The organism is Paenibacillus sp. fava2 (assembly GCF_058313675.1).
This window is the reverse complement of record NZ_CM177755.1, coordinates 5,745,044-5,758,384: the sequence shown is the minus strand read 5'-3', so window position 1 is coordinate 5,758,384 and position 13,341 is coordinate 5,745,044. Positions and strand designations below refer to the sequence as shown.

8 protein-coding genes are annotated in these 13,341 nt (G+C 56.0%); 5 read left to right on the top strand and 3 right to left on the bottom strand.

Annotated features, from left to right (window positions below):
• Positions 1 to 445 precede the first annotated feature (445 nt).
• The 3 genes from AC4G46_RS25280 to AC4G46_RS25270 are packed head-to-tail and all read left to right on the top strand — an operon-like array spanning position 446 to position 7,821.
• Positions 446 to 1,129 (top strand): hypothetical protein, encoded by a 684-nt coding sequence (locus AC4G46_RS25280; protein ID WP_491125138.1) that lies wholly within the window; start codon positions 446 to 448, stop codon positions 1,127 to 1,129.
• Complete coding sequence (locus AC4G46_RS25275) at positions 1,122 to 5,396, top strand: glycoside hydrolase family 2 protein (RefSeq protein WP_491125137.1); 4,275 nt, start codon at positions 1,122 to 1,124, stop codon at positions 5,394 to 5,396. The genes AC4G46_RS25280 and AC4G46_RS25275 overlap by 8 nt, the downstream gene beginning before the upstream one ends.
• A gap of 31 nt (positions 5,397 to 5,427) precedes the next feature.
• Positions 5,428 to 7,821, top strand: a complete 2,394-nt coding sequence (locus AC4G46_RS25270; RefSeq protein WP_491125136.1) for a GH36-type glycosyl hydrolase domain-containing protein — start codon at positions 5,428 to 5,430, stop codon at positions 7,819 to 7,821.
• A 120-nt stretch (positions 7,822 to 7,941) separates the two neighbouring features.
• On the opposite strand, the gene AC4G46_RS25265 is transcribed toward AC4G46_RS25270, so the two are convergent.
• On the bottom strand, positions 7,942 to 9,093 hold the full coding sequence (locus AC4G46_RS25265) for an MFS transporter (RefSeq protein WP_491128974.1): 1,152 nt from the start codon (positions 9,091 to 9,093) through the stop codon (positions 7,942 to 7,944).
• A 273-nt stretch (positions 9,094 to 9,366) separates the two neighbouring features.
• Here AC4G46_RS25265 and AC4G46_RS25260 point away from each other — a divergent pair, with 273 nt between their 5' ends.
• On the top strand, positions 9,367 to 9,945 hold the full coding sequence (locus tag AC4G46_RS25260; RefSeq protein ID WP_491125135.1) for a TetR/AcrR family transcriptional regulator: 579 nt from the start codon (positions 9,367 to 9,369) through the stop codon (positions 9,943 to 9,945).
• Positions 9,946 to 9,955: 10 nt separating this feature from the next.
• On the opposite strand, the gene AC4G46_RS25255 is transcribed toward AC4G46_RS25260, so the two are convergent.
• Positions 9,956 to 10,816 (bottom strand): AraC family transcriptional regulator, encoded by an 861-nt coding sequence (locus AC4G46_RS25255; RefSeq protein ID WP_491125134.1) that lies wholly within the window; start codon positions 10,814 to 10,816, stop codon positions 9,956 to 9,958.
• Between the two features lie 370 nt (positions 10,817 to 11,186).
• Between AC4G46_RS25255 and AC4G46_RS25250 the strand changes: the two genes are divergently transcribed.
• Positions 11,187 to 11,375 carry a hypothetical protein gene (locus AC4G46_RS25250; protein ID WP_491125133.1) on the top strand — a complete coding sequence of 63 codons (189 nt, stop codon included), beginning with the start codon at positions 11,187 to 11,189 and terminating at the stop codon, positions 11,373 to 11,375.
• 727 nt (positions 11,376 to 12,102) lie between these two features.
• On the opposite strand, the gene AC4G46_RS25245 is transcribed toward AC4G46_RS25250, so the two are convergent.
• Positions 12,103 to 13,239 (bottom strand): glycoside hydrolase family 88 protein, encoded by a 1,137-nt coding sequence (locus tag AC4G46_RS25245; RefSeq protein WP_491125132.1) that lies wholly within the window; start codon positions 13,237 to 13,239, stop codon positions 12,103 to 12,105.
• Between the last annotated feature and the right edge of the window lie 102 nt (positions 13,240 to 13,341).

The following is a 13,341-nucleotide window of genomic DNA, read 5'->3' as shown; positions in this document are numbered from 1 at the left end:
TACAACACAGGTACTAAGCAACACTGATATTAAACAACACGGGCACTAAACAACACCCAATGTGATACTCAATCAAACCAACCGTCGCGTGATTGTACTTTGTGCAACAGAATCCTTTCTAAACAACTGGCAATTTCATTCTATTGCATTCCATACAATTGATTTTAGGGAAATAAGGATAAAGGGACTGATATCTGAGAATCTGCTGTACAAAATACAACAGAATCCGTATTTAGGCTGATTTAACCGTTATCTGTTGTACAAAATGCAATAGAACCTCTTATCCCTCATCCTGAAGAAATCCGGCCTTCTTTTATAGGCTGGATCACAGGTTTTATCTGTTTAAAGCGTGTCGTTATTATGCTAAACATAGTCAGCATCGTCAAGGCGGTACCCGTTTGTATACGGTAACATGAAAGAGAACACAACGTTTGGGAGGTGCAGCATGAAGCGCTGTTTGTATAGGGCCGAATGGCTCGGGGATGAGAAGGGGGCGGCTGCTTTTTTCGGGAGCGGCGAGCTTTCTGTTTCGCTTAAAGAAGCGATGGTAGGTCTGCGTGTGGATCATTTAAGCCTGTTTGCCGCCGGTAAACAGCTGTTTCTGTATTATGAGTGCCTGGCAGAGCCGGCTACACCGGAGCAGCTGCTGCCGGATGCCTTACAGCGGCTTGCCGTCTGGCCGGGAGGGGTGCCGGGACGGTGCTGGGCACCGCTGGCTGATATTTTTCATTACCAGCAGCCTGTGTCGGCGGAACATTGGCAGCGGCGGAACACTGCGGGTAAGCCTTACGGCCGCCTGGCTATGCTGAAGCCGGATGCGGCGGCGAGCTACATTTACTACCATTATCAGTATCAGGAGGAACGGCCGGGGGACGGGGATAAGTACGGCATTATCGGACTGCATGAGAACGTGCTGTTTTTTTATGCCGAGCAGCCGGACACCCGGGAGCCTGCCCCGTATGAAGGTAAGCTGAAAACCTCGCTGCGTCCCGATAACTGGGCGGAAGTGATGGAGCCGCATTTTATGAAATGGGCAAGTGCACCGGTTGGGCAGGAGCTGTGGAAGAACATGGAGCTGCTGCTTGAGGTGTACTCCGCAAACGGAAGGCCGGTGATACGACATGCGTAATTTATTTTGCCTGAATGGGGAATGGGATTTCATGCCTCTGTATGATCAGCCGCAATGCCGCAGCCTGCCGGAAATCATCGTCTACGAGGATCGCAAGGTGCTCGTACCCTCCAGCTGGAGGAGGACCTATCCGCAGCCGGACGGCAAAACCTTCGGGAAGATTGCGGAGTATGATTATGCACCGTTTGACCTGCATGGTTATCCGGAGGAATGGGATGCTGCTGAGGCAGGAGTGCTGCACCGCAGCTTCCGGGTTCCGGAGAGTATGGCGGGACAGCGGATTGTGCTGCGGCTGGACGGTATTATGCAGAAAGCGGTCATCTATATAGACGGCCGGGAAGCAGGTGTATGGGAGGACGGCTATCTGCCGCTCAGGCTCGACCTCACTTCGATGGTGGAGCAGGGACGGGAGCATCAGCTGCATGTGGTGTGCAGCAGCTTCGACACGGTGCTTCTGCCGAATGGAACGCCCAAGATCACCGGGCTGATGGGCTCCTGGTACGGCAGAATCAGCCGGGGGATCTGGCAGGATGTGTATCTGGAAGGCTATCCTCAGGTTGCGCTGGAGGATGTAACGATCCGCACCTCTGTCAGGGAAGGACGGTTGGAGGTTCAGGCGGTTGCAGCCGGGGCGGAGGAAGCTGCGGCTGGCCGTGGTCCGTTAAAGGTGAGGCTGAGCGTCTGGGAGAAGGGTGTGCTGCGGCGGGGTGAGAACGGCGCGGAAAGGCCTGATGTGCGGGGAATAGATGAGGATACCGGGGAGCCGGAAGGGCTTAAAGAGCTGAAAGAATTGGAAGAGCTGAAAGAGCTGAAAGAGCTGAAAGAGCTGAAAGAGCTGAAAGAGCTGAAAGAGCTTGGAGCCGGGGGAGTACCGGGAGCTGTTGCCGGCCCTGTCCTGTCAGCAGAGGGTAAGGCTGAGCTGGTAGATGCTGCGGCTGCTGGGGAGCTCAGGCTGTGCGAGAACGCGCGGGACGGGGCTGTATACTGTGCCTCCTTCCAGCTGGATTGGGACAATGCCCGGCCGTGGAGTCCGGATCAGCCGTTTCTCTACACTGCGGTGCTGGAGCTGCTGGAGGGCGAAACGGTTATTGACCGTCACACTGAGGATTTTGGCTTCCGTGAATTCTGGAGCGAAGGCCCGCAGTTTATGCTGAACGGCATTCCGGTCAACCTGCGCGGCGATTCCTGGCATTTTCAGGGCGGGCTGCAGATGACGGAAGCTTATATCCGCAACTGGTACCGCATCTGCCAAAGCGTCGGCATCAACAGCATCCGTCTGCATGCCGAGCCTTATCCGGCTGATTATCTGCGGATTGCCGATGAGGAAGGCATGCTGATTGTCGATGAGACAGCGATTTATGGCTCGGGCAAATCGATGCTGGCTGACCATCCGGCATATGTGGAGAACTGCCGGAAGCATGTGCGGCGGCTGGTGCAGCGTGACAAAAACCATCCGTCCGTTATCCTCTGGAGCCTGCAGAATGAAATGCGCTGGGTGGACGGGCGGGACGGCTTCAAGCTGCACATGCCCGGCCTGATGGAGGAGATCCGTCAGCTTGATCCGACCAGGCTAATCATCGCCGAAGGGGACAACCGGCTGCTGGCCAAGGAGCATACGGAGGTGGAGAGCCGTCACTATAACATCGACGGAACGATCAGCCAGTGGGATCGGAAGGCTCCGCTGACCTTTGGGGAGCACGGCGGCTGGTGGTATATCTGCCCGCAGAACAGCAGCATGTACACCGGCCTTGAGGTGTACCGGGGAACAGATGAGAGCACTGCGGGGCTGGCGCAGAAGGAGCGGCTGTTTGTGGAGCATGCCAGACGGCAAGGGGTATCCGGCATTTCTACCTTTAATTTCGCCCATTATTTCATGCGGGCGATGCCGGAACGCGAGCTGGTACTGCCGCTTGCTGATCCGGCTACGCCAGGAGTGAAACCGAAGACGGTACCTGCCTATTCACTGACGATTAACAACGGAATGCTGCCGGAGGAATATCCGCTGTATATTCCCAACCCCGCCTTTGCCATTATGGCTGAAGCATTCAAGCCCGTAACGATTATGGCAGCTGAATACAACAGCTGGTTTTATGATCATAAACCGGTTGTCCGCAGCTTTGATGTCTATAACGATACTTATTCGCGCCAGGATGTCCGGGTGGAGATCGTAATCCGCCAGGGAGGCAAGAGCATCCATGAGCAGACCTTCCGGTTCGTTCAGCAGCCTGCTGAACATAAGGTTATCGGGCTGGAGTGGATGCCTCTCCCGGCTGGTGACGGAGAGCAGGCTGTGCTGACAGCACTTTTGTTTCATAACGGACAGCAGCTGCATGAGCTGCGTCTGGAATACAGAATGGTGTCCGCAGGCCTGCTGGAGACGCCGCTGAACCTGAGGCGGCAGGCAGCCTATTACGGAGCGGACCGTGATTTCGCCTATATCCGCAGGCTTGTTCCGGGTTGTGAACGGGTGGACTCCGCTGAGGTGGCCGGACTTGCTCCCGGTTCGCTGCTGATTATCGGCAGCTATGCGGAGGATGCGGACAGCACGCTTGAGGCCGGGCTGCAGGCCTTCGCCGCACGCGGCGGCCGGGTGCTGCTGCTGGAGCAGAGCAGCTTGTCGCCCGGCAGGCTGCCGCTCTCGCGGCGGCCGTTCCTCCGCGCCTATGCCGGCAGCTACCGGCATCCGGTGCTGGAGGGCTTCAGCGACAGCAGCCTTATGTTCTGGCACGCGGAGCTGCGTGAAGAAGGGCCGCTGCCGATTATCCGCGCGGCCTTCGAGAAGCCGGTGACCGGCGATTTCACCCTGCTGCTGGAATGCAGCTCGGGCGATTTCGGCGACGGCGGCGATCTGTGGTCGCCGCTGCTGGAATACCGCAGCGGAGCGGGCCTGCTCCTGGCCAATCAGCTGGAGCTGATGGCCAATCTGGAGCAGGTCCCGCAGGCCTGCCTGCTGCTGCGGAACCTGCTGGCCCACGCCGGGGGCACCGCCGGCGCAGGCCAGCCCCTCCCCGGGGCGCCGCTGGCGCGCCCCGGTAAGCCCGCCGCCGCGCTGGTCCGCGCCGGCGGTGAAGCCGCAGCCCTCCTGGAGGGGCTGCGGCTGCGGTACACGGCGCTGGAGGCACCAGCGCCGGCACTGCCGGGCGCGCCTGACGCAGCGGCGCGCGCACAACTGCAGGACTTCGGCTTAATTATAGCCGAAGCCTGCATGCTGGAAGCGCCGGGCACAGCCGCGGCGCTCCGGCACTACGCCGAAGCCGGCGGGCAGCTGGTGCTGCTGCCGGCTGAGCCAGGGCAGCAGGCGGCGCTCGGCAGCCTGCTGGACCGGCCCGTGCGCGTACAGCCGCACGAGGCGTATCATCTGGCGGCGGACTATGATTACGCCGCCGTGCAGGGGTTCAGCCCTGTCGACCTGTTCGGCTTCGACAAGGTGTTTTTGTCGCCGCGCGAGGTCAAGAACCATGTGCTGGCTGCGCACAGCCTGGACATCGCCGGTGCGGACGCGCTCTGCACAAGCGTCGAGGGAACAGCCTGGAAGGACTACTTCGTGCATGGTTATACCGCAGAATACAGCCGGCTCGCGCTGGTGGAGCTGAACCGCAGAAAGGCCCGCCCTGCAGGAACGTTTATGGCTGAAGTCAGGCTTGGCGAAGGGGCTGTAATCTGCTCGCAGCTCCTGACCGATCCCGGCAATGACAAGGCGGTCCGCCTGTATACCCGGCTGCTGGCCAATCTGGGCGCATCCTTTGATGACGGCCTGCTGGACAGCGTGAAGGGGGACGGGGAATGGGCTGTGGAAACGATGATGGCCCTGCCATGCCTGCCCCACATTCATTATGAAGAGATGAAGGCGTACTACATCGACCCGGAATTCTCATTAAATAACCTGGGCGAGGGCCTGTACGGCTGGATGCAGAAAAAAGAGCGCCGCCCCGGTGACGGCACCCTGCGTATAGCAAATGCAGGGAATAACCGCTGGTTTTTGAGCTGTTTTGTACATGTCCCGGAAAAAGCAGGGGAGGCCGCTCAGCATTACCCGGGCCGGCTGCGGATCAACACGGACGTACCTTATGAAATCTACCTGAACGGTGAGTTTGTAGCTGAGCCGGAACGGGAGTTTAGGCTGCAGACCGGGCTTAACCGGCTGATCGCCACCCTGCAGGGAACGGGCGGAGACCTGGCGTTCGGCCTGACCTTTTTGAACCGGGATGGCACCTACATGAAGGGCCTGGAATACCGTCTGACCCTGGATGAGGTCGAGCCGAAATAACCCCATTACATTATAGAGGAGCTGAAGCCCGGTGAATGCGGAGCTTACCAGAAATAACGACCCGAAAGCATACTATACCTTCAGGGATGAGGAAAAAGAGGTCGAATTCAAGCGGCACGACATGCCGACGCCGTGGATGAACTATCTGTCGAACGGCACCTTCCATACGATGCTGTCGCATGCCGGCGGAGGGGTGGCATTTTATAAGTCGCCCCAGATCTGGCGGATCACACGCTACCGTTTCTTCCATCTGCCGATGGACCGTTCCGGCCCGTACATCTACGTTCAGGATGCCAAGACGGGCAGCTACTGGTGCCCGACCAGCGAGCCCGCCCTGGATAAGCCCGAGGAATGGAAAAGTGCCCACGGGATGGGCTACACCCGCTTTGAGGCAAAGCGCGGCGATATCGCGGCCCGGACGGTGTATTTTGTCGGACCGCATGAGAATTCGCTGATCTGGAATCTGACCTTGACCAATGATGGGACCGAGGCAAGAGAGCTGAAGGTCTACGCCTACGCTGAATTCGGGATGATGGAATTTATGCGTGAGCTGCAGTGGCAGTGCTACAACAAGCATCAGGTGTCCGTGCAGTATCATGAGGCTGAGGCGCTGGTCTACCGGTACGGGGTGGAGAACCAGCCGAAGCCTGAGGAGACGCCGCTTGTCTATCTGGCTGCGGATACGCCGCTTGCCGGCTATGACGGTGACCGTGAGGAGTTTATCGGGAGCTACCGCAGTGAAACCAATCCGGCGGCCATTGAAAATGGCGGCTGTACCGGATCGACGCTGCTGGGCGGCGACCCGTGCGGCGCGCTGCAGTTCAATGTTACCCTTAAGCCGGGTGAGAGCCGGACGATTAATGTGTTTCTCGGCACAGCGGCGGATGAGGGGGAGGTGTCGCGGGCAATCGCCTATTCCAGGGAAGCCGGATTTGTAGAAGCCTCCTTCCAGGCGTTAAAGGAGAACTGGTCCGCCTATCTGGGCGCCTGGGAGAGCCGGCTGCCGGATCAGGATGCCGAGCGGATGATCAATATCTGGAATCCGTATCAGGCGCACCGAAACTTTCTGTTTTCGCGCAACATCTCCTTTTACGCGACCGGGACGTTCCGCGGTGTAGGCTACCGGGATACAGCCCAGGATATACTCTCGGTTGTGCCCTTTGATACGGAGCTTGCTTTTGACAAGCTGAAGCTGCTGCTCGGCCAGCAGTACAGGGACGGTCATGTGAACCATTACTTCTTCCCGAACGAGGGCTGGGAGCCGGTAACAAGCATTCACTCGGATGACCATCTGTGGACGGCGCTTTCGGCCTGGGACCTGCTGGCGGAGACAGGGGATGCTGCGTTCCTGCAGACAAAGGTGCCTTATTATGACGGCGGTGAGGGCACGGTGTATGAGCATTTGCGGGCGGCTATAGATTTTACGGCCTCACAGCTTGGCTCCCGCGGCTTTCCGCTGATGCTGCGCTCGGACTGGAATGACCAGCTGTTCCGGGTCTGCCGCGAGGGGAAAGGGGAAAGCATCTGGACCTCGATGCAGCTCGGAACCGTACTGCTGCGGATGATTGACCTTGCTGCGGCTGCCGGGCATCCGGAGGATGCCACCCTGTACGGGGAGATGTATGAGCGTCAGCGTGAGCTGGTCAACAGCATCGGCTGGGACGGCCGCTGGTTCCGCCGGGCGATCATGGATGACGGCCGGTACCTCGGCAGCGATGAACACGACGAGGCCAAAATCTGGCTCAACGCCCAGACCTGGGCCACCATCTCCGGTATGGCAGACGTGGACAAGGGGCTGCAGGCGATGGACAGTGTGCGGGAAATGCTGGACACCGAGCTCGGCATCAAAAAAATCCACCCGTCCATTACCACCTTCCCCGATCCTGCCGACCCTCTGACCAATTACAACAAGGGAACAGGAGAGAACGGAGCGGTTTTCTGCCACGCCAACACCTGGGCGATTATTGCGGAATGCCTGCTGGGCCGCGGGGAGCTGGCTTATAAATATTACCGCCAGCTGCTGCCGAATGTTGCCATGGATAAAGCAGGTCTATGGCGCTACAAAGCCGAGCCTTATGTCTATGCCTCCAACCTGTTCGGGCCGGAGTCCGACAAGTTCGGATTGGCTAACGTCTCCTGGCTGACCGGTACCGCTGCCTGGATGTACGTGGCCGTTACCCAGTATATTCTCGGGGTAAAGCCGGTATTGAATGGGCTGTCCATCGACCCGTGCATTCCGGCTGACTGGGAAGGGTTCACGGTCAAGCGCCGTTTCCGGGGCTGTGTTTACGATATCACTGTTACCAATACCAATAAGGTCTGCAAAGGCGTCAAAAGCATCACCGCCGACGGCGTACTGCTGGAGGGCAACATTCTTCCCGCGTATCCCGGACGCGCATCCGTCAGGGTTGAGGTTGTCCTGTAAAAAAACAGGTTTATCTCATTCAGCGGACTGTATGGGGTGTTTGAGCATACCGCCCATAGGCAAAATGGCTGTTCAACCCTTCCATTTGCCTATGGGCGGTTATTTGTGAATGCTGCCTGCTCAACATTTACGCCTGGTTCCAGCCCAAAATAATAGAGCGAGTACACTTACACCTGCTCCGAGCCAGCATACCCCGTTCCATCCGGCATAAGCGTAGATGCTTGTTGCGGCAATAGAACCGGCAGAGCTGCCGATCGAATAAAAGATCATATAAGCGGCGGTGAGACGGCTGCGGGCCTCGGGACGCACATTAAAAATCATACTCTGATTCGTAACGTGTACCGCTTGAACGGCCATGTCCAGAACTAAGATTCCGATAACAAGCGCTGCCAGGGAGCGCTCCGTACAGCTGATAGGCAGCCAGGAAAAGAGGAGCAGCGTGAGCGCAATTCCGGTTGTGATCTGTCCATATCCGCGGTCGGCCAGCCGTCCGGCACGGGTTGCCCCCAATGCCCCGGCGACTCCGGCTAAGCCAAATGCCCCGATGGCAGAGTGAGAGAGTGACAGCGGAGGCTGGCTGAGCGGTAACACAAGCGAAGTCCACAAGATGCTGAAAGCGGCAAAAATAAACATGCAAAGCAAGGAACGGATACGTAAAATCCGCTCTTCTTTATACATACTCAGTACGGAACGCAGCAGCTTGAAATAGGTAAGGGAGGTTTTTCGTTCCTCCTGAGGCATAATCCGCAGCAGCGTTAATGCAATTGCAAGAATGCAGACTGCAGACAGGAGATAGACCGCCCGCCAGCCTGCTACATCAGTGAGCACTCCTGCAGCGGATCGTGCCAGCAAAATACCGATGACAACCCCGCCGGTCACGATCCCAACCGTACGCCCCCGTTCGGATGGTGCGGCTAAGGTTGCAGCGTAAGCAACTAAGGTTTGTGTAACTACCGCCAATAACCCCACAATGGCCAGGCCCGAAAAAAACACGCCGACATTCGGGGCGAATGAGATTGCAGTTAAAGCCAACACGGATAACAGCATCTGAGCGGGAATCAGCAGGCGCTTGGTGAGTATATCGCCAAGGGGCACCAGCAGAAAAAGGCCTATCGCATAACAAACCTGTGTAACCGTAATAACAATACCCACGGATGAAGGGGCTATAGCGAATTCCTCCGCGATGACATCCAGCAGCGGCTGGGCGTAATACACATTGGCAACAGACAGCCCGCAGGCTATGGCGAATAATAAAGTTACTCTACGCGGCATAAAAGCCGGCTGTCCGGCAGTTGCGCCGGGTTTCCCCGTTACCTTTTGGATCCCCGCTTTTTCGCTGATTTGCAGCTTACCCAAGTGGTTTCACACTCCTCACATTATAAATGTACTTTACAGTATAATATACTGAATGATACAAAAAGCATGGAATAAAAATAAACTCTTTAGTAACTATAGTCAAGGCAAATTTAAAGAGTGGTTTGACAATCAGACGGCGTAATTATAGAATTTATAATATACCGATTAGTATGATATGGAGGGTGAACAATGGTCCGGCTCAGGGAGTTTGATGAGGAAAAGGTGCTTCATGCGGCGATGCGTGTTTTTTGGGAGAAGGGCTATGAGGCGACTTCAATTAACGATTTGACCTCGGCCATGGCGATTCAGCGGCCCAGTCTTTATTTAGCTTTTGGCGATAAAAAACAGCTGTTTGAAACCACTCTGCGAAAATACACCCAATGGCACGCTGCAAGTATACGGAAGAAGCTTGAAAGTAATCATTCTGTCCGGGAAGCCTTTCGTAGTTACTTCAAAGGTTTAGTTGACGGGGAGTACGCGGGGCAGGGGAGCCCGGGGTGCTTTTGCATCAATACAATGGTCGAGCTGTCGCCTCATGATGAGAAATTTGAAATTATTACGCGGGAGCATCAGATGTACCTTGCCGTCCTGTTTCAGGAAACGATCGAACGCGGAATCCGGTCAGGCGAGCTTCATCAAGAGACGAACGCCAAAGCTCTGGCTCAAAGTCTCGTTGTATCCTTAATCGGAATCACGGTATTGCTGAAGTCCCGGCCTGACCGGTCTTTTGTCGATAATGCGGTTGCGGTCTCGTTATCCCATTTGTAATCAGCTTTGTTCAGCGGATGCTCTTCCTGTACTGTTCCGGTGAGATTCCTTTTTGCTTTTTGAACATTTGGCTAAAATACGACGGAGAATAGCCGCCGACTTCTGCAGCGATCTCCTGGACAGACATGGAGGTGTTGGCGAGCAGAATACTGGCTTCCCGTACACGCCGCTGCATTACATACTCAGACAGGGTGATCCCGGCAAAATCCTTAAATAAATGTGAAATATGGTACGGGGACAGGTGCATCGCAGCGGCCAGCGTCTCCAGGCTAAAAGGCTTTTTGTAGTGTTCGTCCAGCCAACCGGTAATCCGTTCAACATGCGAACCTCCGCGTGACTGGTTATTGAAATCCCCGGGCAACACGCCGGACATGTTCTTTTGCAGCAGCCGGATTAACTGGAGCATCAGAAGTCCCATATTTTCTTCTCTATCCGCAGCGGAGTTATTGTCGGCGTAATGCAATTCCTCCAGCACAGCGGCAACCGGCGTATTTTGCAGGTCATATACAACCGGCCGCTGCAGGCTCCCCCTCCACAGGCTGCGAAAATACTTCTCCAGTAAAGGAAAAGCCGCAAGATAACGCTCCAAAAAACCGGGATCAAAGGTCAGATTGGTCCGGATATACGAATGGCCCTGGGCCGCCGGAACAAGTACACGGTGCAGCTGATAGGGCTGAAACCAGACCAGCGTGTGATCCCGGATCGGATACGTCTGATTCTCTGCCATAATCTCGCCGCGGCCGCTATAAATGTACAGCATCTCAATGCCCCTATGCGCGTGGAACCAATGGGCTTCCGCATCCTCAACCTTATACTTGTACATAAACAACCCGGGCTCCAGCCCCTGGGGCGGATGATTGTTCCTGTTCATATAGCGCTCCCTCATGAACCAGTATTACTTTTAGTATAAGTAGCCGTCCGGTAAAAAGAAACCGTTTCATCTGCGTACTTAAGTAACTATGCAGCTCCAAGTAACCAGGTAAATCCTTAGTGGGAAAAATCCCATTAAGTAGTCCAGTTCAGCCCGTAGACAGCCACTATAGAGGGAAAAATACCTCTGATTCCGGCGGATTAGGGGAAATGGGCCAAATGAAGGCAAAAATGCCCTTGATTCCGGCGGATGAGGGGAAATGGGCGAAATGAGAGGCAAAAATGCCTCTGATTCCGGCGGATGAGGGGAAATGGGCGAAATGAGAGGCAAAAATGCCCTTGAATCCGACGGATGAGTGGAAACGTGCGAAATGAAAGGCAAAAATGCCTCTGATTCCGGCGGATTAGGGGAAATGGGCGAAATGAAAGGCAAAAATGCCTTTGATTCCGGCGGATTAGGGGAAATGGGCGAAATGAGAGGCAAAAATGCCTCTGATTCCGGCGGATTAGGGGAAATGGGCGAAATGAAAGGCAAAAATGCCTTTGATTCCGGCGTATAAGGGGAAATGGGCGAAATGAAAGGCAAAAATGCCCTTGATTCCGGCGGATGAGGGAAAATGTGCGAAATGAGAGGCAAAAATGCCTCTGATTTCGGCGGATGAGGGGAAATGGGCAAAATGAGAGGCAAAAATGCCTCTGATTCCGGCGGATTAGGGGAAATGGGCGAAATGAGAGGCAAAAAGACTGGTTACTCCTAACTAACTATCGAGCCTACCTCTCAGCTAAACTCTGACTTTGTCACCTACTGCCCCACACACCCATCCAGAATGCTAACCAGCTCAGCACTCCACTCGATGCACTCACCAAACTAACCCGCTTAGCACTCCAACTGATACACTCGCCAAACTAACCCGCTCAGCACTCCGTCCGACACACTCACCAAACTAACCAGCTCAGCACTCCACTCGACGCACTCACCAACTAACCAGCTCAGCACTCCACTCGATGCACTCACCAAACTAACCCGCTTAGCACTCCAACTGATACACTCGCCAAACTAACCCGCTCAGCACTCCGTCCGACACACTCACCAAACTAACCAGCTCAGCACTCCACTCGACGCACTCACCAAACTCACCCGCTTAGCACTCCAACTGATACACTCACCAAACTAACCCGCTCAGTACTCCGCCCCACACTCTCACCAGACACACCCACCCAACTCTCCACCATTCCAATCACCAGTCTCCAGCCAGGTCCCCGCGCCTCACCAACCTACCATGCCCCCTAATCCTGCCGGCCGTACCAATACCCCGGAATGCCCTGCTCCAGGCGCAGCAGCGCCTCCAGGAAGAAATAGTCGCCCCAGATCATGAAATCGTCCGGGGAGGAGTTGCCTCTGACGGAATAGGAGCCGTGGCGCAGGAAGCCTTCCTCGTCTGGATTGCCGGCGGTGAAGTAGTTGCCGATCAAGGAATCCATTGACCGGGTTACCGCGTCGCTCAGCAAAGCGCGGTCCGGGTCGCCTTCCGGGAGATGGTCCAGCAGCTCAAGCACGCCGCACACAAAGATGGCTGAGGCCGAGCTGTCACGTGCTGTGCCTTCCTCCTGCGGGGCATCGAAATCCCAATAGGCGACATGGTCCTCTGGGAGATGCTCCAGGAAGTAGCGGGCCAGCCTCCGCGAGGTTTCGAGGAAACGCTCCTCCCGCGTATAGCGGTAAGCCAGCGCGAAGCCGTAGACGCCCCAGGCCTGGCCCCGCGTCCAGGTCGATCCGTCCTGGAAGCCCTGCGCGGTTCCGCCGCGGATGGCATTTCCGTTCTCCTGGTCAAAGTAAAAGGTGTGGTAGGAGGAGTCGTCCCCCCGCACCAGGAAGCGGCGGCTTTTGTCGGCATGAATAGTGGCGCACTCGGCATAGCTGCGGTCTCCGGTCTGTTCAGCTGCCCAGTAGAGCAGCGGGAGGTTCATCAGGCAGTCGATGATAATCCGCCCGCCGTTGTCGGGGTCACCTTCCGGCCCCCACGCCTGGAACACCTGCGGTGCTGAGCGCCAGCGCTTCATCAGCACATCGGCGGCCTGCAGTGCCAGCAGGCGGGAGGTTTCATCGTTGTCGACGATCCACCGCGCTTTGGCGGACAGCGAGTAGAGGAAGCCGATGTCATGATGATCCAGCTCTTGCCCTGCTTCCATGCGCTCACGGAAGGAATCCACCGTCTGGATCGCTGCATAATAAAGGGCGGGATCTTTGCTGTATTCATAGCTCAGCCACAAAATACCGGACCAGAAGCCCTCCGTCCAGTTGGTCTGGTCAGTCAAAAAGTATTTGCCGTCACCCATACTGACAATTGGAAAACGGTTACCGAAACGCTCAATGTTAAGGCGGGTGATGGCCAGGGTCTGTTCAATTACGGATTTCCGGTTCATGCTGGAATAACCTCCTAGTATCGCTTTATTGTTCTTAACCTCATTATAAATCTGATGTTATATCGGTTTGTTGTGTAATTGATTAGGTATATTGCGGTTTGA